This is a genomic window from Bradyrhizobium sp. STM 3843 (assembly GCF_000239815.1).
In the GTDB taxonomy this organism is placed as follows: domain Bacteria; phylum Pseudomonadota; class Alphaproteobacteria; order Rhizobiales; family Xanthobacteraceae; genus Bradyrhizobium.
The window spans coordinates 1-20,560 of the sequence record NZ_CAFK01000082.1; the positions used below are offsets into that span (position 1 = coordinate 1).

General features: G+C 64.4%; 24 protein-coding genes and 1 pseudogene. 12 read left to right on the forward strand and 13 right to left on the reverse strand.

The window, feature by feature from the left end; all coding sequences use genetic code 11:
• Positions 1-414, reverse strand: a pseudogene (locus tag BRAS3843_RS41875) (excinuclease ABC subunit UvrB); the annotation flags it as partial.
• Between the two features lie 84 nt (positions 415-498).
• On the opposite strand from BRAS3843_RS41875, the gene BRAS3843_RS10835 reads away from it, so the two are divergent.
• Entirely contained in the window at positions 499-2,478 is a 1,980-nt protein-coding gene (locus BRAS3843_RS10835) for an alkyl sulfatase dimerization domain-containing protein (protein ID WP_008968903.1), read from the forward strand.
• A gap of 195 nt (positions 2,479-2,673) precedes the next feature.
• Here BRAS3843_RS10835 and BRAS3843_RS10840 read toward each other — a convergent pair whose 3' ends face one another.
• The 3 genes from BRAS3843_RS10840 to BRAS3843_RS10850 form a co-directional block, all read right to left on the reverse strand.
• Positions 2,674-2,856, reverse strand: coding sequence for a hypothetical protein (locus BRAS3843_RS10840; RefSeq protein ID WP_035981394.1), 183 nt, complete (start codon positions 2,854-2,856; stop codon positions 2,674-2,676).
• A 69-nt stretch (positions 2,857-2,925) separates the two neighbouring features.
• A complete protein-coding gene (locus tag BRAS3843_RS10845) occupies positions 2,926-3,138 on the reverse strand; it encodes a hypothetical protein (RefSeq protein WP_008968905.1) in 213 nt (70 codons plus the stop codon).
• A 190-nt stretch (positions 3,139-3,328) separates the two neighbouring features.
• Complete coding sequence (locus BRAS3843_RS10850) at positions 3,329-4,285, reverse strand: LysR substrate-binding domain-containing protein (protein WP_008968907.1); 957 nt, start codon at positions 4,283-4,285, stop codon at positions 3,329-3,331.
• A 90-nt stretch (positions 4,286-4,375) separates the two neighbouring features.
• Between BRAS3843_RS10850 and BRAS3843_RS10855 the strand changes: the two genes are divergently transcribed.
• From BRAS3843_RS10855 to BRAS3843_RS10870, 4 genes are all read left to right on the forward strand, one after another.
• The gene (locus BRAS3843_RS10855; RefSeq protein ID WP_008968908.1) at positions 4,376-5,140 is read left to right on the forward strand and encodes a sulfite exporter TauE/SafE family protein; all 765 of its coding nucleotides are present in this window, start codon (positions 4,376-4,378) and stop codon (positions 5,138-5,140) included.
• Between the two features lie 12 nt (positions 5,141-5,152).
• On the forward strand, positions 5,153-5,389 hold the full coding sequence (locus BRAS3843_RS10860) for a hypothetical protein (RefSeq protein WP_008968909.1): 237 nt from the start codon (positions 5,153-5,155) through the stop codon (positions 5,387-5,389).
• Positions 5,390-5,497: 108 nt separating this feature from the next.
• The gene (locus tag BRAS3843_RS10865) at positions 5,498-6,205 is read left to right on the forward strand and encodes a glutathione S-transferase N-terminal domain-containing protein (protein ID WP_008968910.1); all 708 of its coding nucleotides are present in this window, start codon (positions 5,498-5,500) and stop codon (positions 6,203-6,205) included.
• A gap of 135 nt (positions 6,206-6,340) precedes the next feature.
• A complete protein-coding gene (locus tag BRAS3843_RS10870; RefSeq protein ID WP_008968911.1) occupies positions 6,341-7,036 on the forward strand; it encodes a glutathione S-transferase family protein in 696 nt (231 codons plus the stop codon).
• A gap of 3 nt (positions 7,037-7,039) precedes the next feature.
• Here the strand turns inward: BRAS3843_RS10870 and BRAS3843_RS10875 are convergent, their stop codons facing one another.
• On the reverse strand, positions 7,040-7,822 hold the full coding sequence (locus tag BRAS3843_RS10875; protein WP_008968912.1) for a crotonase/enoyl-CoA hydratase family protein: 783 nt from the start codon (positions 7,820-7,822) through the stop codon (positions 7,040-7,042).
• An 83-nt stretch (positions 7,823-7,905) separates the two neighbouring features.
• Between BRAS3843_RS10875 and BRAS3843_RS10880 the strand changes: the two genes are divergently transcribed.
• Positions 7,906-8,511: a TetR/AcrR family transcriptional regulator gene (locus tag BRAS3843_RS10880; protein WP_008968913.1), complete on the forward strand. Its 606-nt coding sequence runs from the start codon at positions 7,906-7,908 to the stop codon at positions 8,509-8,511.
• Here BRAS3843_RS10880 and BRAS3843_RS10885 read toward each other — a convergent pair.
• The 4 genes from BRAS3843_RS10885 to BRAS3843_RS39560 all read right to left on the reverse strand — a co-directional run bounded on the left by BRAS3843_RS10885 (position 8,486) and on the right by BRAS3843_RS39560 (position 10,660).
• On the reverse strand, positions 8,486-8,971 hold the full coding sequence (locus BRAS3843_RS10885) for a hypothetical protein (protein WP_008968914.1): 486 nt from the start codon (positions 8,969-8,971) through the stop codon (positions 8,486-8,488). The genes BRAS3843_RS10880 and BRAS3843_RS10885 overlap by 26 nt on opposite strands.
• Entirely contained in the window at positions 8,968-9,615 is a 648-nt protein-coding gene (locus BRAS3843_RS10890; protein WP_008968915.1) for a hypothetical protein, read from the reverse strand. Before BRAS3843_RS10890 ends, BRAS3843_RS10885 begins: the two co-directional genes overlap by 4 nt.
• Before the next feature lie 128 nt (positions 9,616-9,743).
• Positions 9,744-10,451: an HAD family phosphatase gene (locus BRAS3843_RS10895; RefSeq protein WP_008968916.1), complete on the reverse strand. Its 708-nt coding sequence runs from the start codon at positions 10,449-10,451 to the stop codon at positions 9,744-9,746.
• Positions 10,451-10,660: a cysteine-rich CWC family protein gene (locus BRAS3843_RS39560; protein ID WP_008968917.1), complete on the reverse strand. Its 210-nt coding sequence runs from the start codon at positions 10,658-10,660 to the stop codon at positions 10,451-10,453. Before BRAS3843_RS39560 ends, BRAS3843_RS10895 begins: the two co-directional genes overlap by 1 nt.
• A 166-nt stretch (positions 10,661-10,826) precedes the next feature.
• Here BRAS3843_RS39560 and BRAS3843_RS10900 point away from each other — a divergent pair, with 166 nt between their 5' ends.
• The 3 genes from BRAS3843_RS10900 (at position 10,827) to BRAS3843_RS10910 (ending at position 14,072) form a co-directional block, all read left to right on the forward strand.
• The gene (locus BRAS3843_RS10900) at positions 10,827-12,407 is read left to right on the forward strand and encodes a DUF1800 family protein (RefSeq protein ID WP_008968918.1); all 1,581 of its coding nucleotides are present in this window, start codon (positions 10,827-10,829) and stop codon (positions 12,405-12,407) included.
• Positions 12,408-12,409: 2 nt separating this feature from the next.
• Positions 12,410-13,627, forward strand: a complete 1,218-nt coding sequence (locus tag BRAS3843_RS10905; RefSeq protein WP_085966948.1) for a DUF1501 domain-containing protein — start codon at positions 12,410-12,412, stop codon at positions 13,625-13,627.
• Between the two features lie 127 nt (positions 13,628-13,754).
• Positions 13,755-14,072, forward strand: coding sequence for an antibiotic biosynthesis monooxygenase (locus BRAS3843_RS10910; RefSeq protein ID WP_008968920.1), 318 nt, complete (start codon positions 13,755-13,757; stop codon positions 14,070-14,072).
• Between the two features lie 208 nt (positions 14,073-14,280).
• Here the strand turns inward: BRAS3843_RS10910 and BRAS3843_RS10915 are convergent, their stop codons facing one another.
• The 4 genes from BRAS3843_RS10915 to BRAS3843_RS10935 all read right to left on the reverse strand — a co-directional run bounded on the left by BRAS3843_RS10915 (position 14,281) and on the right by BRAS3843_RS10935 (position 17,639).
• Complete coding sequence (locus BRAS3843_RS10915; protein WP_008968921.1) at positions 14,281-14,742, reverse strand: GNAT family N-acetyltransferase; 462 nt, start codon at positions 14,740-14,742, stop codon at positions 14,281-14,283.
• 316 nt (positions 14,743-15,058) lie between these two features.
• On the reverse strand, positions 15,059-15,313 hold the full coding sequence (locus tag BRAS3843_RS10925) for a hypothetical protein (RefSeq protein WP_035981396.1): 255 nt from the start codon (positions 15,311-15,313) through the stop codon (positions 15,059-15,061).
• Positions 15,314-15,553: 240 nt separating this feature from the next.
• Positions 15,554-16,207 (reverse strand): glutathione S-transferase family protein, encoded by a 654-nt coding sequence (locus BRAS3843_RS10930; protein ID WP_008968924.1) that lies wholly within the window; start codon positions 16,205-16,207, stop codon positions 15,554-15,556.
• Between the two features lie 202 nt (positions 16,208-16,409).
• Complete coding sequence (locus BRAS3843_RS10935) at positions 16,410-17,639, reverse strand: glycosyltransferase family 87 protein (RefSeq protein WP_008968926.1); 1,230 nt, start codon at positions 17,637-17,639, stop codon at positions 16,410-16,412.
• A 189-nt stretch (positions 17,640-17,828) separates the two neighbouring features.
• On the opposite strand from BRAS3843_RS10935, the gene BRAS3843_RS10940 reads away from it, so the two are divergent.
• The 3 genes from BRAS3843_RS10940 (at position 17,829) to BRAS3843_RS10950 (ending at position 20,453) form a co-directional block, all read left to right on the forward strand.
• Positions 17,829-19,031, forward strand: a complete 1,203-nt coding sequence (locus BRAS3843_RS10940; RefSeq protein ID WP_008968927.1) for a pyridoxal phosphate-dependent aminotransferase — start codon at positions 17,829-17,831, stop codon at positions 19,029-19,031.
• A 119-nt stretch (positions 19,032-19,150) separates the two neighbouring features.
• Positions 19,151-19,726 (forward strand): DUF992 domain-containing protein, encoded by a 576-nt coding sequence (locus tag BRAS3843_RS10945; protein WP_008968928.1) that lies wholly within the window; start codon positions 19,151-19,153, stop codon positions 19,724-19,726.
• Positions 19,727-19,973: 247 nt separating this feature from the next.
• Positions 19,974-20,453 (forward strand): DUF992 domain-containing protein, encoded by a 480-nt coding sequence (locus BRAS3843_RS10950; protein ID WP_008968929.1) that lies wholly within the window; start codon positions 19,974-19,976, stop codon positions 20,451-20,453.
• Positions 20,454-20,560: the final 107 nt, after the last annotated feature.

Consider the following 20,560-nt stretch of genomic DNA (forward strand, 5'->3'; position numbering starts at 1 on the left):
TGGGGCACCCCCCTCCCCAACCCTCCCCCGCAAGGGGGGAGGGAGTGCAGCGTCCTGCGTGGATGAATCTTGCGTCCTTTCACGCGCAGACGACCGCGCTCCCACCGGCTGCGGGTTCGGCCGCAGCGGCATCGCGGGCGGCTCGGCCGCGTCGCGCTTGGTGACCTCAGCGCTTTTGCCGCGCGTCGAGGCGCGGGCGCGATGTGCGGCGGCTTCGCCGCCGGAGCGGCGGTCCCAGGAATTGTCTGGCGGCGGCTGCAATCCGGTCGAGGAGCCGATGCCGCTTTCACCCCTGTTGATCGCGGGATTCAGGAGCTCGGCGAGCGCCGGCCCGATCGGCTGCACGTCTGGCCGATGTGCTTTGGACTTGGGAGATTTCGCGGGTTTCTTGGGAGCGTCTGGATTCTTCGCCATGGCCGGAATATGGGACTGAAACGGCCGGCAGAAAAGAGCGAAGGCCGGCGTTTGCCGCGCCAGCCTGGAACACGGGGGAAACCGATGAGCGGAACGCGCAAGGCCTTGATCGCGGGAGCGGCGCTCGCCGCCGCGCTGGTGCATTGTCAGCAGCTGGCAGCACAGCAGGCCGCCGAGCCGGCGACACGCGCTGCCAACGAGGCCTTCGCGAAGGATCTGCCCTTATCCGATCGCGCCGATTTCGAGGACGCCAAGCGCGGCTTCATCGCCACGGTGCCGGACGGCGTGATCGCCGGCCCGCGCGCGCCGGCGTTCGACACCCGGCCGTTCGCATTCCTGAACAGCGATCAGGTGCCGCCGACCGTCAATCCCAGCCTGTGGCGGCAGGCGCAGCTCAACGCCGTCAACGGCCTGTTCCAGGTGGCCGAGCGCGTCTACCAGGTGCGCGGGCTCGACATCTCCAACATGACCATCATCGAAGGTGACACCGGGCTGATCGTGATTGATACCTTGCTGTCGAACGAGACTGCGAAGGCCGCGCTCGAGCTCTATCTGAAACACCGTCCGGCCAAACCGGTCGTCGCCGTGATCTACACGCACAGTCACATCGACCATTTCGGCGGCGCCAAAGGCGTCATCACTGCTGATGATGCCGCCGCCGGCAAGGTCAAGGTGATCGCGCCCGACGGCTTCATGGAGCATGCGGTGGCCGAGAACGTCATCGCGGGCACCGCGATGACCCGCCGCGCCCAATACATGTATGGCATCAACTTGCCGGTCGGCGAGCGCGGGCAGATCGATGTCGGGCTCGGCAAGGCGCTGTCGCGCGGCACGCCGTCGCTGGTCCCGCCCAACGATGTCATCAAGCAGGACTACGAGACGCGCACGGTCGACGGCGTCGAGATCGAATTCCATCTGGTGCCGGGCTCGGAGGCGCCGGCCGAGATGCTGCTGTATTTTCCGCAGTTCAAACTGCTCGACATGGCGGAAGACGCCACCCACAACATGCACAATCTCTACACGCTGCGCGGCGCCGAGATCCGCGACGGGAGGATCTGGTCGCGCTATATCGGCGACGCCATCGCCCGCTATGGCGACCGCACCGATATCGTGATCGCGCAGCACCATTGGCCGATGTGGGGCAATGAGCGGATCACCGCCTTCCTGAAGCGGCACCGCGATCTCTACAAGTTCATCCACGACCAGTCGGTGCGGCTGCTCAATCACGGGCTGACGCCGACCGAGATCGCGGAGCGCTTGAGGCTGCCGGCGAGTCTCGCCGGAGACTGGTCGGCGCGCGGCTATTACGGCACGCTGAGCCACAATGCCAAAGCGGTCTATCAGTTCTATCTCGGCTGGTACGACGCCAATCCCGCCGACCTCGATCCGCTGCCGCGCGCCGAGGCTGCCAAGAAGACGATCGACTACATGGGCGGCGCGGACGCCGTGCTGGCGCGGGCGCGAGAGGATTTCAAGACCGGACAATATCGCTGGGTCGCGAGCATCATGAGCCAGCTCGTCTTTGCCGACCCCGACAACAAGGCGGCGCGTGCGCTCGGCGCCGACGCGCTGGAGCAACTCGGCTATCAGAGCGAGGCCGCGACCTGGCGCGACGCCTATCTCACCGGCGCAGCCGAGCTGCGCAGCGGTCCGCCGAAGCCGCAAGCTACGGCTGCGAATGCCGAGCTGCTCAAGGGCGTCAGCATCGATCTCGCCTTCGATTTCCTCGGCGTACGCCTCAACGCGGCCAAGGCTGAGGGCAAGCATATCGTCATCGACTGGACCTTCACCGATACCGGCGAGACGCAGGTGATGAATTTGGAGAATTCCGCGCTGACCCATCGCGCCGGTCCGCTCGACGACAAGGCCGATGCCGGCGTCAGGCTCAGCCGCGCCACCTTCGACGCGATCTCGGCCAAGCAGCGCACCATGCTCGGGGCCGTTACCAGCGGTGACGTGGTGCTGTCGGGCAATCCGCAGAAGCTGCAGGAGCTGTTTGCGATGTTCGACGAGTTCGCCGGCGGCTTCGAGATCGTCGAGCCGCGCAAGACCGCGGTGGAGTAGGCTTATCTGACAGCGTCACCAGCGCCGTCTTTCAGGGCCCGCGATGCCACAGCATCGAACGATGGCGCGCACTTACGCACCTGAGAATCTCGAGAGTCCGGATTCAGCCCTCCGCGCAAAATGGCGTTGCCATTTTGTCGTGCGGAATAATGACGGTGAAGGAAGTCGTGTCCCGCGCTTGTGGCGCAGTTAAGACTAATGCCGCGTCGGCGGCTCGATGATGTCGAGATGAACGCCCTGGCACGCCATGCATTGCAGCGCCCAGTATTCGGCGCCGCCGCGGCCGTTGATCACGCGCAGCACCGCGAGCTGCCCGTCGCACTCGGGACAACGAGAGCGGATCAAGGCACTCCAGTGCCGGATTTGAGGCTCGGCCATGATGGCGGTCCGCGTTTAGGAGGGGCTGGTCAAGATGCTGTCAGCCGACATGCGCCGGCGGTTCAATGGCTATCCCCACCGCTTTCGGAAGCGGTCGATATGGCTCTTCGCGTCGGCAACGGCCATTTCGACATCCGACCACGCGAAGCCAACTTCGAGACTCGGGAACGAAACTCCATTGATCACCACGGGGCTCATGTCCGTCCGGCGAATCCGCGCGTGCCACAGCCCGCGACCCGCCTCGAACGGTTCGATGGTGAAGTCCTCATACCTGTACGTCATCTAGCAGTCCTAAGTACCGGCAGTCCGAATGCCCTGCATTGTGCCGCGAATCGTCCCAGGGACGTCAGATCGAAAGCGGTACGCAACTCATAGGTGCCGATATCCTTCCAACCTGTCGCAGAACGTGTTGCGGCGGCCACGCGGCGCGAATCTCGGTCAACGGATCTCAGCATATTGCACCAGAACCTCATCATGGATTCGTAACACCATGTGTGAAGCGGTTCACAAGATCACGTCTTTTTTGTCGGCTGCCGTCGCGTGCGTGCGAACTATCAGGTTGTGTTGCGGCCCCGCGCATGATCCAGCGGCGAAACGCCGTAAAATCACGGTGCCCCGTCTGAAAGCTGCGATACACCAAATACCAACGCTCGCCTTTCGGGACGCTGAGCGCAAACGGTGCAACCAACCGGCCTGCGGCGAGGTCGTCATCGATATAGGGCCGGATGCCCATCGCGACGCCGAGCCCGTCGACCGCAGCCTGCAGCGCCTGGCCATAATATTCGAACACCGTGCCGCGCGCCGTGATCCGCGTGATGCCGGCCGCCTTCAACCAAAGCGGCCAGTCCTCGGCTGCGTGCGCGACGCGCAGCAGGCTCGGCCCCTTCAGATCCGCCGGTCGCTTCAATGACGCCGCGAGCCGCGGCGTGCACACCGGCAACAGGTCGGCGGCGAACAGCGGCTCCGAGACCAGGCCCGGCCAGGCGCCATCGCCGAGCCTGATGCCGCAGCTCCAATCGTCGCCGAACGGCACCGCGGCGCCGCCGGTGGTGATGCGCACTTCGATGTCGGGCTCTTCCTTGCTGAAATCGGCGAGCCGTGGGATCAGCCATTTCATCGCGAAGGTCGGTCCGACGCCGAGCGTCAGCACGCGCCGGTTGGCCGGCGCCATCACTTGCGCGGTGAGGCTCGCCAGCGCATCAAAGATCGGCGTCAGTCCGGCCTGATAGGCGCGTCCTGCGGCGGTGAGCGCCAGGCGGTTGGCCTTGCGCTCGAACAGCACCACGCCGAGCCGCTGCTCGAGCAGGCTGACCATGCGGCTGATCGCGGCGGCCGAGACGTTGAGCTCGGCGCCGGCCGCGGCGAAGCTGCCGCTGCGCGCCGCCGCCTCGAATGCCTTGATGCCGTTGAGAAACAGAAGCCGCCGCATAGACCCCCAGAAAAGCTGATGGAGGGCAAGATAACTCAGTTTGCGCTGCAGGCAACATCAGGCAATTCATAGGTGCCGAGGAGAATCGACATGACGCCGATGCTGATTGCAGCGCTTGGATTGCTGATGGTTGGAACCGCCTTCCTGTCCGGCATCTTCGGCATGGTCGGCGGGCTGATCCTGATCGGCGTGCTGCTGGCGCTGATGCCGCTGCCCGCGGCCATGGTGCTGCACGCGATCACGCAGATGGCCTCGAACGGCTGGCGCGCGGTGCTGTGGCACCGGCATATCCGGTGGCGGCCGGTGTTCGTCTATCTCATCGGTTGTGCGCTGGCGCTCGGCGCCTGGTCGCTGCTGCGTTACGTGCCGGACAAGCCGGCGGCGCTGCTGATGCTCGGCGTGACACCGTTCCTGGCGCGGATGATGCCGGCGGGCCTGAAGCCCGATCCGGACAGCATCTGGCAGGGCGCATTCTACGGCTCGATCTGCATGGGGCTGATGCTGATGACCGGCGTCTCGGGCCCGCTGATGGATACGTTCTTTCTCGGCGCCCACTTTGACCGGCGATCGATCGTCGCGACCAAGGCGACGTGCCAGGTCGCGAGCCACCTCACCAAGCTGATCTATTTCGGCGGCATCATCGACCAGGCCGCGAGCCTCGATCCGGTGCTCGCGATCGTTGCGGTCACAGCCTCGATGCTCGGGACCAGCCTGGCCCGCCGCATCCTGGAGGCGATGAGCGACCAGCAGTTCCGGGTCTGGGCCAACCGCCTGATCACGACGGTTGCGAGCTACTACATACTCTATGGCGGGTGGCTGCTGCTGTTTGCCCGCAGCACACTCGCCGCCGACTAAAGGAGAGCGAGCATGAGCGAAAGAGCCGATCCGCTGGTGCTGGACTTCGTCGAATGGATCGCCCGCGCACCGCGCAGTCACGCCGAGGTGGTCGCGACCTGGAAGACCTCGTGTCCGCGGCTGACCATCTGGGAGGATGCGGCCGAGTGCGGCTACGTCGCGCGCGAGACGATCGCAGGGTTCGGTCTCGTGATCACGGTGACGGACGCGGGCGAGCAGCTGCTGCGCGAGCACGGCCGCTGTCCCTGAAGCGCGATCACATTTCTGCGGGCTCCGGTCAGGATATTGACTCGCGGACGCGTTCCGGCGAGCTTCATGCAAATGCATCTTTTGCATGAGCCACAGGGAAACGCGCCGATGATCGACCTGTATTACTGGACCACGCCGAACGGCCATAAGATCACGATGTTCCTGGAGGAGACCGGGCTGCCTTACCGGATCGTCCCGATCAATATCGGCAAGGGCGAGCAGTTCGGCCACGACTTCCTCAGCGTGGCGCCGAACAATCGGATTCCGGCGCTGGTCGACCACGAGCCCAAGGGCGGCGGCAAGCCGATCTCGCTGTTCGAGTCCGGCGCGATGCTGCTGTATCTTGCCGAGAAGACAGGGCAGTTCCTGCCGGCCAACATCTATGGCCGCTACGACGTGATCCAGTGGACATTCTGGCAGATGGCGGGGCTCGGACCGATGGCCGGGCAGAACCATCACTTCCGCAACTACGCGCCGGACAAGATCCCTTATGCGATCGACCGCTACGTCAACGAGACCAACCGGCTCTATGGCGTGCTGAACAAGCGCCTGGCGGGGCGCGAATTCATCGCCGACGATTATTCGATCGCCGACATGGCCTGCTATCCATGGGTCGTGCCCTACAAGAACCAGGGCCAGAACATCGACGACTTCCCGAACCTCAAGCGCTGGCTTGCTGATATCGAGGCACGGCCGGCCACCCAGCGCGCCTATGCCAAGGCCAAGGAGGTCAATCCGAATTTCGGCCAGCCGACGATCCGCACCGAGGAGGAGCGCAAGGTCCTGTTCGGCCAGACCGCCTCGGTGGTGCGGTAGACGAGCCGCGTTCCCGCTGTCATCATTCGCGAAAGCGGATGATCCAGTAGGCGCTGCTGTTTCGATCAACAATGACCGGCTCGGCGTACTGGATGCCCCGCCTGAAGCGGGGCATGACAGAGGGGGTAAGCACGCATGTCACTCAAGCTCTACGAACTCGTCGGGACCGACGCGGGCCGGCCGTTCAGCCCGTATTGCTGGCGCATCCGCATGGCGCTGGCGCATAAGGGGCTCTCAGCGGAATCGATTCCCTGGCGCTTCACCGAGAAGGCTGCCATCGCGCCGCACGGTTCGGAGAAGGTGCCTGTCATGCTCGACCGCGACAGGACGATCGCCGATTCCTGGGTGATCGCGAACTACCTGGAAGACACCTATCCGGAGCGGCCGTCGCTGTTCGGCGGCGACGGCGGCCGCGCAATGGCGCGGTTCATGAACTGGTGGGGCGACATCGCCGTTGTCGGCGGCATCTTCCCGTTGATCATCGCCGACATCCCGAAAAATCTCGCCGCTGTCGATGCCGACTACTTCCGCAGCTCGCGCGAGGCGCGGTTCGGCAAGAGCCTGGAAGAGGTGATGGCAAGCCGCGACCAGGCCGTGGTCAATTTCCGCAAATCGCTGGACCCGTTGCGCCTGACCTTGAAGTCGCAGGCTTTCATCGGCGGCAACGCGCCGAACTATGCCGACTACATCGTATTCGGCGGCTTCCAATGGGCGCGCGTGGTCAGCCCATTCAAGCTGCTCGAGCAGGCCGATCCCGTCTACGCCTGGCGCGAGCGGCTGCTCGACGCGTTCGACGGGATGGCGCGGACTTCGCCGGGCCATCCGGTGTGACGCTCAGACATTCGGCGGCCGGCTCGCGCGCCAGGCCGCCAATCCGTCCGTGAGAGCGGGGCTTCCGACCAGGCTCGCAAATTGCTCGCTCTCGACCTGAAGGCCCTCGCTGATCGCCATGTTCAGGCCGCGCGTCGCGGCGGTGATGATAGCTGCGACGGCATCAGGCGAATGTCGGATGATGCGTTGCGCAAGCTGGCGCGCTGCGGGCAGGAGCTCATGGTGCGGCACGACCGCATTGACGAGCCCGATCTCCAGCGCCCGTTGCGGCGAGAACGGATCGCCGGTTACCAGCAGTTCAAGGCCGCGCTTGCGCCCGATCAGCCGCGGCAGCCTCTGGGTGCCGCCGAAGGTCGGCGGCATGCCGAGCCTGATCTCCGGCTTGGCGAATGAGGCACGCTCGCTGGCAATGGCGAGATGGGTGGCCTCGGTGACCTCGCAGCCGCCGCCATAGGCAAGACCATTGACTGCGGCGATCACCGGCTTGGCGAAGGCCTCCAGCCGCGCCGTCATGGCCTGGCCGCGCCGCACGAAATCGCGGATGGCGGCGTCGCGGCCGGCGCGGACGCTCTCGGAGAATTCATGGATGTCGGCGCCCGCCGAGAAAGCGCGCTCGCCCGCGCCGGTCAGGATCACCGCGCGCACCGCAGCATCGGTTTCGATACGGTCGAGGGCCGCCATCAAGTCGTCGATCAAGGCGTAGTTCAGGGCGTTCAGGCGCGCGGGACGGTTCAGCGTGAGGAGCGCGATGTTGTCGGCGACATCGACCAGGATGTTATCGGGCATTTCGGTTTCTCCAAGAGACGTTGTCGCAAGCATAGGAGAGCTCCGCCATTGTGTATATTCACTGGTCGGTATACATTGGTGCCATGGCTCGCTCCTCCGATCCGACCCGTGCGCGCATCATCCAGGCGGCGAGCGCGCTGTTCTACAGCGAGGGCATTCGCGCCGTGTCGGTCGACGCCGTCGCGGACAAGGCGGGATTGACCAAGAAGACGCTGTACTATCATTTCAGGAGCAAGGACGATCTGGTCGCGGCCTATCTCGCCGCGCGCGACCAGCCCAACCTGGCGCTGTTCAAGCGTTGGTTCGACGACGCCGACGGCGGCCTACCGGACAAGTGTGCAGCCATCTTTACCCATCTTGCGCGCTCGGTGCGGCATCCGAAATGGCGCGGCTGCGGCTTCCTGCGCACCACGGCCGAGCTCGCCAATCTGCCTGGGCATCCCGCGATCAAGATCGGCGCTGCGCACAAGAAGAAGTTCGAGAGTTGGCTCCGCGACACCTTCGAGGCCGAGGGTGTCAGCGAGGCGAGCGAGCTTGCCCGGCAGATGCTGCTGCTGCTCGACGGCGCCTTCGCCGTCGTCCTGTTGCATCGCGACGCCAGCTATATGGAGACGGCGGGTGCGGCGGCGCGCGCGCTTGTCTCGGCCGGGGTTGCGGGCCGCGCTAGGCGTCGCAGCCGCGCCCGTTGACGCGCTCGGCGTGAACGACTGTCGCCACCATCTTGCTGGCCATGCCGTCGAAGTCCGACGGCTTCAGATAGCCGGCAGCATAGGCCTCCTGTGTCAGCCGCTCGATCCGCCGGTCGTCCGCTGTCAGCCATTGCCTGGCGATATAGCCGGCTCCGGCGGGCCCGTAGGTTTCGGGATAGCGCTCGCTCTGGTTCTGGCGGTGATAGTAGTACTCGTTCAGGCCGCTGATGAATTGCTTGCGGGCGTTGCCGCAGCGATCGCTCCAGGGACGGTCGAGCGCGGCCAGAGCGCCTTTCCGCTGCGACTCGCGGGCGTCCGTGATGTATTTCTCGTGCTCGTCGAAGTCGCGGTCGCCGATCGGGGTGAACGACTGCGGTGCGACCGAGGGGGCGGGTGCGAAGGCCCAGGCGGCAACTTGCCAGATCACCACCGCCCAGACGATGAACCAGAGACGATTCATCCGCGGGCCGCTCCCGTATGTTGTTGACGCGGCAGGCAGACCGGTGACTCGTCGAACCAGAGTCCGGGCCCGGCGAATTGCAGCACCTCTTCGCGCACGTCACCGGCAAAATCTGCCCTGACGACGCCCTTCTGGTCGAAGGCTTCGAACAAGGCCTCCTTCACCCGCTGGTCAAGCGGGGTCGAGAAGGTGTCGGCGGTCTCTTTGATCTTCTTGTCACCGCAAAACATCCTCATGCTGGGCGAACAGCCCAGCTTGGCTTGATAGGCGCGCGCATAGGCAGTCAACGCGTCTACCAAATTCCGCTTCATGGTTTCATCGCAGGGCGACATCTTGTAGGCGGTGGCCGCCTGCAGCGCATCGAGACGCAACGCATCGAGCTTCGGGTTCTTGTCGCTCTGCGACGTATGCTGAGCGACCCAGGCTTTGCGTTCGAACTCCTCGGCGTCTTTGCCGCCGAAGCTCTTGTCCACCAGCGCAGGCAGCTCCGCCACGATTTGAGGGCTAGGGGTGTGCATCGGAAAGCCGCGAACAACCCAGCTGACACCGACGAAGGCCGTGACAAAGGCCATAACAACAAAAGCAATGAAACGGATCATGAAGAAATGCTCGCGTGGAAATCCCGGCGTGGGTACCAGCGTCATATTAATTCATGCCAAATATTTGCGCCTGACGCGCGACAAAGAACGTAAACGAAGTCTAACGATTTCATATCGTCTGTGGGCAGACGCGACGGCTCGTTGTTGGATGGCATAAGGTTGTGCCGATGGAATCAGCCTGCACCGGGTTCGCCGCTACGGCGCGGGCTGCGTAGAACGCCATTCGCAGCGAGCAGATCGATGGTCGCTTCGAGGTCCGGCAGGACGGCCGCGCAGCACTGCCGTGTTTCCTCGGTTGGCGGCACGATGTCGGGGACCATCAAAGTGATCGCGCCGGCGGCGTGGGCTGCGGCGACACCGGGATTGGAATCCTCCACTGCGACGCAGGCTTGCGCCGGCGTGCCGAGCCGAGCGGCGGCCAACAGGTAGAGATCGGGATGTGGCTTGCCGCGGCTCACATCGTCGCGGGTCAGGATCGCATCGAAGCGGCCATCGATCCCTGCGGCTGCGAGATGTTGTGCCGCCGTGCGACGCGACGATGAGGTGACGATTGCCCTCGGCAGGTCGGCCGCCTCGATTGCATCGAGCAGCGCGAGCGCGCCGGGCTTCAGCCGCATTCCCGCGGCAAGCGTGGCGGCGGTGTTGGCTGCGAACAGTCGGTTCACCTCGGCGATCGGGAAGTCGGGGCCGAAATGCGCGCGCATCATCTTCTGGCACTCTGGGCCGGGAATGCCGATCATCGTGTGACAAAGCGCGGCGACACCATCGGTGTAGCCCAACGCGCTGAACGCCGCGATCGAGCTTTCGAGATAGACCCGCTCGGTGTCGATCAGCGTTCCGTCCATGTCGAGCAGGACAGCCTTGATATGCCAGCGCGCCATCAACGTGCCGCCGTCGTTGCAGCGAACGCGTGCAGGCAGTCGCGGCACAGGCAGTCATGAAAGGCGGACTCTTGCCCCTCGGACGGCAGCGGCAGGCGAACGGTTTCCTCGAAGCACCAGCAGGCGCCACTGGGGTCGCAGGTGAATTCCGTTCCGCATCGGGCGCAGGCGAGACGGCGGGCGCTAACGCTTTCTAAACGATTTGTCACGATCGGAACCGCGCTTCGAGCGCCCTTTTCATGTGAGGTTCAGGTTGCTGCGACGTATAGTGGCGCTCTGCATTGCTCCTCGCAATGATGAATTGCGTGGCATCGGCAAATCAGCGGTGCAAGAGAACGGTGCATGAGGGTGCACGAGATTGTGTAGGTGATGACGATGGCCCGGGATCCGCAAGCTGCCCTCGTTGCGCTCAACCGTTTCGGCCTCGGTGCGCGCGGCGGCGCATCAGGTGATTTCACCAGCGCCGCCTCCGATCCACGCGGCTTCGTCAAATCGGAGCTCGGCCGCGCCAGCGGCGCGCTGCTGGAGGCGCCCGGCTTGCAGTCGACGCAAGCCTTGGCGGAGGCAGTCTTCGCCTATCAGGACGAGGTGAAGCGTGCCCGCGAGATGGCGAAATCCGCCGCGCCCGCCGCTGATGCGGTTGGACCTCAGTCCAGTCCGACGGCGGCGTCACCACAGCAACGCGGCCTTTCTCTCAACAAGGTGGCGAACAACATCGGAAACGTTGCGCCGGAGACGAAGCCGGCCGAGGGCAATATGAGCATGGCGCCCGAAGCGGCGCAGTCCAATGCGGTAATGCAGCCCAATGCGGCCAAGCCCGTATCGCAGCCCCAGCAGCCGCTCAACGTGATCCAGAAAACCTATCGCGCCGAGGCCTTGGCGCGGCTGCAGCGTGCGGTGCTGGCCGATTGCGGCTTCACCGAGCGGCTGGTGGCGTTCTGGTCGAACCATTTCTGCATTTCCGCCAACAAGGGCGAATTGGCGCGGATCTGGGCCGGCGCCTTCGAGCGCGAGGCGATCCGCCCGCATGTGTTCGGGCGCTTCGCGGACATGGTGAAGGCGGTCGAGCAGCATCCGGCGATGCTGTTCTTCCTCGACAATCAGCAATCGCTGGGGCCGGACTCGCGGGCCGGGCAGAACCGCAAGCGCGGGCTGAACGAGAACCTCGCGCGCGAGATCATGGAGCTGCATACGCTCGGTGTCGGCGGCGGCTATACGCAGGAGGACGTCACCACGCTCGCGCGCATCATCACGGGGTGGACCTTCGCCGGCCGGCAGGGCAAGCTCGGGGCGCCGGGCGAGTTCGTGTTCAACGCCAATGCGCATCAGCCGGGACCGCAGACCCTGCTCGGCAAGGTGTACCAGGACGATGGCCTGGCGCAGGGCGAAGCCGCGCTTGCCGATATCGCGCGCCACCCTTCGACTGCGAAATTCATCGCAACCAAATTCGTGCGTCATTTCATCGCCGATGATCCGCCGCCGGCCCTGGTGGCGCGGCTCGAGACGGTATTCAAGAGGACCGACGGCGATCTGAAGGCCCTCACGCTGGCGCTGATCGATTCCGACGAAGCCTGGTCGGCGCCGCTCACCAAGATGCGCAATCCTTATGAGTTCGTGGTCGCCAGCGGGCGGCTTCTGGCGCGCGTGCCGGAGGATCCCGGTCCTTATCTCGGTGCGCTCAACGCCTTGGGCCAGCCCTTGTGGACGCCGGCCGGGCCGAATGGCTTTCCGGACACCAACGCTGCCTGGGCGGCGCCGGAGGGCCTGAAGCTCCGGCTCGACATCGCCGCGCAACTCGGCTCGAAGGTCGGCAACACCATCGACGCGCGCGAGCTGCTGGAGCTGGTCGCCGCGGATGCGGCGTCCGGCGAAACCCGTCGCACCATTGAGCGTGCGGAATCACGCCAGCAGGCGCTGGCGCTCTTGTTGATGTCGCCGGAATTCCAGAGGAGGTGAGGATGGAACTCATCAGGACGCCGCTGGTCACGTCACGCCGCCAGCTCCTGCTCGCCGGCGCTTCCTTCGCGGCCTGGGCCTACCTGCCGCGCTTCGCGCGCGCCGCAGAGCAGCGCGATCCGCGCCTCGTCGTCGTGATCCTGCGCGGCGCCCTCGATGGTCTCGCCACCGTAGCGCCAACAGGCGATCCCGATTATGCCGGCCTGCACGGTGCAATCGCATTGAGCGCAGATGGACCACATCCCGCCGTCATGCTCGATTCGTTCTTCGCGCTGCATCCGTCAATGCCGGAATTCGCCCGCATGTATCAGAGCAAGCATGCGACGGTCGTGCATGCGGTTGCGACACCCTATCGCGATCGTTCGCATTTCGACGGGCAGGACGTGCTGGAAAGCGGCTTTGCCGGGCCCGGCCGCGTGCAGTCCGGCTGGCTCAACCGCGCGGTCGAGGCGTTGCCACGTGGCGAGCGCGTCGCGAGCGCGCTCGCGGTGGGACCGACCACGCCGCTGGTGTTGCGCGGGGCCGCGCCGACCGTAGGCTGGGCGCCGGTGACGTTGCCTCAGGCGGACGACGACACGGCGATGCGACTGGTTGATCTCTACACTCATCGCGATCCGGCGCTGGCGAGCGCGCTGTCGCAAGGCCTCCAGCTGGAGAAGGTCGCGCGCGGTGACGACATGAAGGTCAAGCCCGGCGGCAACGCGGCCACAGCCATGCGCCAAGTGGCGCGCGGTGCGGCGAAGTTGATGGCCGCAGATGACGGGCCGCGCATTTCAGCGCTTGCCTTCGATGGTTGGGACACCCACGCCAACGAAGGTGGTGCAGTCGGCCGGCTTGCGGGCCTGCTCTCGGGGCTCGACGGCGCCCTGGCCGAATTTGAAAGCGGATTGGGTGCCCATTGGCGCGACACCGTCGTGGTGGTCGCGACTGAATTCGGCCGCACGGCGAAAATCAACGGCACCGAGGGCACTGACCATGGCACCGGCACCATCGCACTGCTTGCCGGCGGCGCGGTGAATGGCGGCCGCGTGATTGCGGATTGGCCAAGCCTGAAGCCGACGAGCCTCTACCAGGCGCGCGACCTCGCGCCGACCACCGATCTGCGCGCGGTGCTAAAGGGCGTGCTGGCCGATCATCTCGGCATCGGCGAGCGCGCGCTGGCGACGTCCGTGTTTCCAGACAGCGCCGTCGTGAAGCCGATGAAGGGGCTCGTGGCCTGAAGTCTTCCGATCGTCGGACAGCGCCAGGGCCTGCTCAAAAGATCGCTACGACTGATCCTGCGGGCGCGCGCCATCGCAAAATCTGCTACTCCAACTCCGCGGCCATCATCGGATGCAGGAGATCAGCATGTTCATCGCCATGAATCGTTTTCGTGTCGCCAAGGGGTCGGAGGCCGCCTTCGAGCAGGTCTGGGCGTCGCGCGACAGCCATCTCGAGAGGGTGCCGGGTTTCGTGGAGTTTCATCTGTTGAAGGGCCCCGAGGCCGAAGACCACACGCTCTATGCCTCGCATACGATCTGGGCGAGCCGCTCGGCGTTCGAGGACTGGACCAAGTCGGAAGCCTTCCGCGCCGCGCACAAGGGCGCCGGCGACAACAAAGTGATGTATCTCGGCCCGCCGCAATTCGAAGGCTTTGAGGTGCGGCAAACGGTGGGCGGGAAGTAGGACGTTGCTGCGCACTGCGCTGAATGGCGTCCATAAACTCGCGCAACTTACAAAAAAAGTGCGGCCCCGGTCAGACGCGGCGACTGACGGGACCGCTGGCGCATGATCTGTGACGGGGGGCTGATCAAACGCCGGGTGACGCTAGCGTTGCCGTGTTACGCCGTCGTGACAGTTGGATGATTGAATCAGTACGGTTCGCTGCGTGCCGTTACAGCGCCTTGCGGTAGACGATGAAGCCCGAACGCTCCGCTACCTTGTCATAGAGAGCCTGCGCGACGGCATTGGTCTCGTGGGTTTGCCAGTAGACGCGCGGCGATCCGGCACGTCGGGCCGCGTCATAGACGGCCTCGATCAGAGCCCGGCCCACGCCCTTGCCGCGCGCGGCATCCGCCGTGAACAGATCGTTCAAGTAGCAAAGCGGCGCGATCGTCGTGGTGGTGCGGTGAAACAGATAATGCGCAAGTCCAAGCAATTCGCCATCACTTTCGGCAACGAGCGCATGGACAGGCTCATAGGCATCGAAGAAGCGCGACCACGTGATGGCAGTCACGTCCGGCGCCAGTGCGGTGGCGCCGCTACGTCCATAAAATGCGTTGTATCCATCCCACAACGGCAGCCACCGCTGGTAGTCCTCGCGCGTGACAGCGCGGATCGTGAGCATCTCGGACATCGTCAGTTCGCATCACCCTACGTGAACACGAACCTTCGATACGCGGCACAGCCGGCAAGATCAATCCGGCTCGGATGATGGTTGCAGAGGCGGCTCAGCGGCGCGGACTTGAACCACCGGGCCATCGCTGAGCGGCCAGAGCGAGAGCTCGCCGCGCCGTTCGATGGCGATGACGAGGGAAGCCGCCAACAGGATCGCAAGAGCCAGTGTGACGGCAACAATTACGACAGTTGATTTCATCGCCATGAGCTGCGCGCGAGACGATCATCGCCTTTTGTCGCGAAAACCGCGATGGGTTGTCATAATGGCTTTGAAACTACGTGGGAACGAACAGGCTGGCTTTGATCGAGAGGACGGCGATGGTGACGCTGACGCAGAGCGACAGCGTGCCGACCGCGATGATTGCGACCACCGTGTTGGTGAGATGCGACGACAGCGTGAGTGTCGTCTCGCCGTGGAAGCCGCCGTCGGACAGGTTCGGGCCAGAGCCAGGCCGCCGCGACATTCGCGACGGGTGGTTGCCGGGAAGACTCGCAAGCCTAACGAGCGTGGCGCAACGCGACCGAACCATGAACCGGAATCCCTTACACGGACATGCGCGAGCGAATCACCCGCAGAAGTAAATTCTAAGGGAATGCCCGGCAGGATTGCGGCGGCGCGGGGTGAAAAAAGGCAAAACCAGGGCAATGCAGGAGCTTGTTCCCGCTAATCGCGATTTTTTACCCGCTATTTTTCTTTTTGCCCGAGCGGGAGCGCAATGTTCCGGAGCCCGCATCCGCTGAGGTGGCGGAGGGACGCGAACGCCCGGTCACTAGTCGTAGTCGGCGGCGATGCCGGCGCTGTCGACCAGGTCGGCCGGCTGCCACTCCATGGTGACGAAGCCGGGCGTCTGCTCCACCCGCCGCAGCCAGGAACGCACCCGCGGAAACGTCGACAGATCATAGTCGCAGCGATCCGCGACATGCGTATAACCATAGAGCGCGATATCGGCGACCGTGAGCTGGCCGGCGGCAAAGTAGTCGTTGCTCTTGAGGTGGTTCTCCATCACCTGCAGCGCCGCATAGCCGCGCTCCATCCAGTCCTCCAGCGCGTGCGTCTGCAGGTCGCGGCCGCCCTTCACCAGCAGGAGCCAGAAATAGGCCGCGCCGATATTCGGCTCGAGCGCATGCTGCTCGAAGAACATCCATTGCAGCGCTTCCGCGCGCTCGATGCGCGACTCCGGCACCAGCGGCGTGCCGCCCGCCACATACCAGAGGATCGCATTGGACTCCGCAATGTGGCGACCGTCGCCGACCTCGAGCAGCGGCACCTGGCCGCTGGGATTCATGGCAAGGAAATCGGGCGTGCGACTTTCGCCCCGCAGAATGTCGATCTCGATTGCATGATAGGGTGCGTTCAGAAGCGCCAGCGCAAGGCGGACCTTGTAGCTGTTGCCAGAGCGCTGCATCGAATAGAGCTTGTACATTCGGCCGTTTCGGTTTGAGCTCCACGCGCACGATACCCACGCGCACGATACCTAAGCAGGATAGCAAATCGTCCTGCAATGCGGCCAGACAATGATGCGGTTGGCGGCGCGCTGCAAGAGCCGGGGACTGGAAAAAGTCGAAAACCACTGCCGCACTGCAGCGGCGAGCAACAACTTACGTACAAAGCGTGTCGAATTAAGATCACGCTTGCGCGATATGCGCCGGCACACCGATCTCGCTCGCGCGATCAAGCGACGCGCGCCGCAGGGTGAGAGCGAATAGCATCAGCATCACGATCAGTCCGAGCGGAACTGTGGTGAGCCCGGCGACGCTGCGCGACAGCAGCGGCACGATCCAGGCACAGGCGAGCAGGCTGATCTCATAGTCGCGGAAGCCGTGCGCAAGCCCGTGGCGCACGAAGAAGACGATCGCAACGGCGAGGACGACGAGATCGTAATCGAGCACGTAAGGCGTCGCGAGCAGGCTGGCCGTGGCCAGCGCCGAGGCCTTCAGTTCGAACGCAGCATCGCTGTGCCAAAGCCACGCCACGCCCGCGGCGAGCAGGAGCGCAAGTGTCGTCTGCACGACATAGGCGGTGTGGATATCAGCGCCCCAATGCCGTGCGGCGGAGAACGCCGATTGGATCTTCTCCCAGCCGGTGCCGCCTTGTTCGAGCACGACGGTCTGGGTGAAATTCATCGACTGGAAGAAGGCATGCCAGACCTCGCGGCCGAGCGCGAGGTAGCTGATCGTGACCAGGGCTGCGACGGTGGCGGCAGCGGCTGCGATGGTGGACCAGCGCGAGCCCGCGACCAGCGCGAGCGGGATCAGCACGCCGAATTGCGGCTTGTAGGCGAGCAGGCCGATCAGGACACCGGCCAGCCAGGGCCTGCGCTCCAATGTGAGCATCGCGCCGCCGAGCAGCGCCGCGGTGAAGAACGCGTTCTGGCCATGACCGATATTGACGAACGTGGCCGGAAAGGCAGCGGCGACAAGCAGGGTCTCGGGGCGCGGCAGGATCGCTCGCATCACAGCGAGATAGAGGGCGAGACTGGCAAAGACCCACAGCGCCAGCCCGCCGGCATAGGGCAAGAGCGCCGTGACGGCGGCAATGGCGAAGAAGAACGGCGGATAGTGCCAGCCGAAGAACGGCACGTCGCGGCCGTCGAAGACGGCCTTCTCCGCCGCGTGCTGCAGCGGCGGGTCATAGGCGTCGGCCGCCTTGCCCTGAAGGGTCAGTATCCCTGCCGCATAGACGTTGGAGAAATCGGTACCGATCGGCTTGCCGTTGCGGTCGACCAGGTGGTCGGATAGCGCAATCCAGCCGACGACGGCCACCATCGTGAAGCCCAGCAGCATCACGCTGTAGCTCTTGATGCGGGCGGCCGTCAGCCAGTCGCCGGTTCGCAAGGCGCGAAGGATCTCGTTCATTTTGGCCGGCAAATCCGAATAATGTTGCGCGGCAGCGTAGCCGGCCCGTTTTAACGTTCCCTAAACTGTTGGCAGGGTTGCGCCAACGTTCTTGCGATGCAGCGCGGCACGCCGTACGATACGCTGTTTCCCCAACATGACGCGTCGTGGCCGGACAACGACCCATGACGCCTGCTCAAGGAGCTGATGATGCCTTTTCTCGCCGCTGCGCTCGACCGTGTGAAGCCGTCCGCGACCATCGCGGTCACGGACAAAGCGCGCGTCCTCAAAGCGGCGGGCCGCAACGTCATCGGCCTTGGTGCTGGCGAGCCGGATTTCGACACGCCCGACAATATCAAGCAGGCGGCGATCAAGGCGATCCAGGACGGCAAGACCAAGTACACCGCGGTTGACGGCATTCCTGAGCTGAAAGAGGCGATCATCGCCAAGTTCCAGCGCGAGAACGGGCTGTCCTACAAGCCGAACCAGGTGATCGTCGGCGTCGGCGGCAAGCAGGTGCTCTACAACGCGCTGATGGCGACCATCAATCCGGGCGACGAGGTGATCGTGCCGGCACCTTATTGGGTCAGCTATCCCGAGATGGTCGCGCTGGCCGGCGGCGAGCCGGTGTCGGTGGTCTGCACCGCCGAGCACGGCTTCAAGCTGCAGCCGCAAGCGCTGGAGAAGGCGATCACGCCGAAGACCAAGTGGCTGATCCTCAACTCGCCGTCGAACCCGACCGGTGCGGCCTATAGCAAGGCCGAGCTGAAGGCGCTCACCGATGTGCTGGTCAGGCATCCGCATGTCTGGATCATGACCGACGACATGTACGAGCACCTGGTCTATGACGAGTTCGTCTTCACGACGCCGGCGCAGGTCGAGCCGAGCCTGCTCGACCGCACGCTGACGGTGAACGGCGTCTCGAAATCCTATTGCATGACCGGCTGGCGCATCGGCTATGCCGGCGGCCCCGCGCAGCTGATCAAGGCGATGGCGACCATCCAGTCGCAGTCGACCTCCAATCCGTGTTCGATCGCGCAATGGGCCGCGGTCGAAGCCTTGAACGGTCCGCAGGACTTCATTCCGAAGAACAACAAGATCTTCAAGGAGCGGCGCGACCTCGTGGTCTCGATGCTCAATCAGGCCAGCGGCATCGAATGCCCGCGGCCCGAAGGCGCGTTCTACGTTTATCCGTCCTGCGCCGGCACGATCGGCAAGACCGCGCCGTCCGGCAAGGTGATCGAGAACGACGAGGCGTTCGTGACGGAGCTGTTGGAAGCAGAAGGCGTCGCGGTCGTGCACGGCTCGGCGTTCGGCCTTGGCCCGGCCTTCCGCATCTCCTACGCGACCAAGACCTCCGATCTCGAAGATGCCTGCAAGCGTATCCAGCGCTTCTGCGGCAATTTGAGGTAGTCGAGCAACAGACTCCTCGAATCCAAAAAGGTCAATTTCCGCTCGGGAAAGCGCCATGTTTTCAACATGGCGCTTTCTTTGTGTCTCGTTGCAAGTTTGTAGCGTTTGCGGAGATCGCGTTGAAGCGCCTCGTCCTGTTGCTGGCGGTATTCGCGCCGCGCGCCGATACCCACGAAATCAGGGCCAATGAGATCAGGGCCCATGAGATCACGGCCCGTGAGATCGCGGTCAACGAGATCAGGCCGATGCGCGCCGGCATCCTCGAATGCGAGGGCCGCAGGGCTGCGGGCTTTTTCGTGACCTCGTCGGCGCGCCTGCGTTGCATGTTTCGCAGCCACGGCCACCGCCCCGAGCGCTATGCCGCGAAACTGCGCCGCTTCGGTCTCGACCTCGGCGTCACCGCGCACACCAGGCTCGCCTGGGTCGTGAATGCACCAATCAACGAGTTCGGTCGCAGTGAGTTGCGCGGACGTTATGGCGGGTTCACGGCCAATGGCTCGGCCGGTGTTGGTTTCGGCGGCAATTTTCTCTTCGGTGGATCGGATCGCGCCGCCGCGCTGCAGCCGATCAGCCTGCAGGGCCAGACCGGCCTCAACGTCGCCGCCGGCGTCGCCGAGGTCGAGCTGTTGCCGGTGCTGCCACTGCATCGCAGTCCGAGCCATCCGTCTTCCTATTTCGCACGACTCTATCGTTGAGGACTCAGCAGGGTGCATGAACAACGGTTCAGAAAAACTTGTTATCAATGGTGATGTCTTGGCCTTGGCGAACACTTAGTCCGCGCGCGCGTTCATCGTTCATGTTTCCTGATTGTTATTTGCAGCAATATGCCAGCGGGCTTCTGGCAGGAGGCGTTTCGTTGTGCCATAGATGTGACATCCGCTGATCGCGCGTCCTGATCATCGGGTCTGCATCACATCTTTCATTTTATCCGGAGTTTTGTTCATGCGCTCGTCTCTCCTTGCGGGGCTCACAGCCATCGTCATGGCCGGCAGTTGCGTCGCCGCCAACGCGCAGCAGATGGATCGCGTCCGCGTCGGTGTGCTCGAATGCCGCGGCGGCGCGAGCATTGGATTTATCGTCGGCTCGGTGACCCATCTCGGCTGCGTGCTGCGCGCCGACGGCGTGCCGGAGGACCGCTACATCGCCACCATCCGGAAAGTCGGCGTCGATCTCGGCATTACCGAGGAATCGACGCTCGCCTGGGTGGTCTATGCGCCGGTTGCCCGGCTCGGAATCGGCGATCTCTCCGGTGACTACGCCGGTGCGCAGGGCTCTGCGGCCGTCGGCGTCGGCCTCGGCGGCAACGTGCTGATCGGCGGCTCCGCCAATTCGATCGCGCTGCAGCCGCTCAGTGTGCAGGGGCAGGTCGGACTCGCCGTGTCTGCCGGCCTCGAAAGCCTGGAACTGCGTCCGGGACGTTAATCTTCCTCTCATTGTGAACATGACCTCTCCCCAGGTAGGGAGGGGTCGCGCTCTCTGCATTGCAGCGACGTTTTCCAGCTTGCCAAAGCAGCAGCACAGGCAGAGCA

Coding starts and splice junctions, on each gene's coding strand:
- BRAS3843_RS10895 (WP_008968916.1), bottom strand. CDS start 10,451: ATGGCGCGCTGGCATATCAAGGCTGTCCTGCTCGACATGGACGGAACG.
- BRAS3843_RS10885 (WP_008968914.1), bottom strand. CDS start 8,971: ATGAATCGTCTCTGGTTCATCGTCTGGGCGGTGGTGATCTGGCAAGTT.
- BRAS3843_RS10900 (WP_008968918.1), top strand. CDS start 10,827: ATGGCCCGGGATCCGCAAGCTGCCCTCGTTGCGCTCAACCGTTTCGGC.
- BRAS3843_RS10860 (WP_008968909.1), top strand. CDS start 5,153: ATGAGCGAAAGAGCCGATCCGCTGGTGCTGGACTTCGTCGAATGGATC.
- BRAS3843_RS10875 (WP_008968912.1), bottom strand. CDS start 7,822: ATGCCCGATAACATCCTGGTCGATGTCGCCGACAACATCGCGCTCCTC.
- BRAS3843_RS10910 (WP_008968920.1), top strand. CDS start 13,755: ATGTTCATCGCCATGAATCGTTTTCGTGTCGCCAAGGGGTCGGAGGCC.
- BRAS3843_RS10935 (WP_008968926.1), bottom strand. CDS start 17,639: ATGAACGAGATCCTTCGCGCCTTGCGAACCGGCGACTGGCTGACGGCC.
- BRAS3843_RS10835 (WP_008968903.1), top strand. CDS start 499: ATGAGCGGAACGCGCAAGGCCTTGATCGCGGGAGCGGCGCTCGCCGCC.
- BRAS3843_RS10870 (WP_008968911.1), top strand. CDS start 6,341: ATGTCACTCAAGCTCTACGAACTCGTCGGGACCGACGCGGGCCGGCCG.
- BRAS3843_RS10950 (WP_008968929.1), top strand. CDS start 19,974: ATGCGCTCGTCTCTCCTTGCGGGGCTCACAGCCATCGTCATGGCCGGC.
- BRAS3843_RS10905 (WP_085966948.1), top strand. CDS start 12,410: ATGGAACTCATCAGGACGCCGCTGGTCACGTCACGCCGCCAGCTCCTG.
- BRAS3843_RS10925 (WP_035981396.1), bottom strand. CDS start 15,313: ATGGTTCGGTCGCGTTGCGCCACGCTCGTTAGGCTTGCGAGTCTTCCC.
- BRAS3843_RS10915 (WP_008968921.1), bottom strand. CDS start 14,742: ATGTCCGAGATGCTCACGATCCGCGCTGTCACGCGCGAGGACTACCAG.
- BRAS3843_RS10940 (WP_008968927.1), top strand. CDS start 17,829: ATGCCTTTTCTCGCCGCTGCGCTCGACCGTGTGAAGCCGTCCGCGACC.
- BRAS3843_RS10865 (WP_008968910.1), top strand. CDS start 5,498: ATGATCGACCTGTATTACTGGACCACGCCGAACGGCCATAAGATCACG.
- BRAS3843_RS10850 (WP_008968907.1), bottom strand. CDS start 4,285: ATGCGGCGGCTTCTGTTTCTCAACGGCATCAAGGCATTCGAGGCGGCG.
- BRAS3843_RS10890 (WP_008968915.1), bottom strand. CDS start 9,615: ATGACGCTGGTACCCACGCCGGGATTTCCACGCGAGCATTTCTTCATG.
- BRAS3843_RS10880 (WP_008968913.1), top strand. CDS start 7,906: ATGGCTCGCTCCTCCGATCCGACCCGTGCGCGCATCATCCAGGCGGCG.
- BRAS3843_RS10930 (WP_008968924.1), bottom strand. CDS start 16,207: ATGTACAAGCTCTATTCGATGCAGCGCTCTGGCAACAGCTACAAGGTC.
- BRAS3843_RS10855 (WP_008968908.1), top strand. CDS start 4,376: ATGACGCCGATGCTGATTGCAGCGCTTGGATTGCTGATGGTTGGAACC.
- BRAS3843_RS10840 (WP_035981394.1), bottom strand. CDS start 2,856: ATGGCCGAGCCTCAAATCCGGCACTGGAGTGCCTTGATCCGCTCTCGT.
- BRAS3843_RS10845 (WP_008968905.1), bottom strand. CDS start 3,138: ATGACGTACAGGTATGAGGACTTCACCATCGAACCGTTCGAGGCGGGT.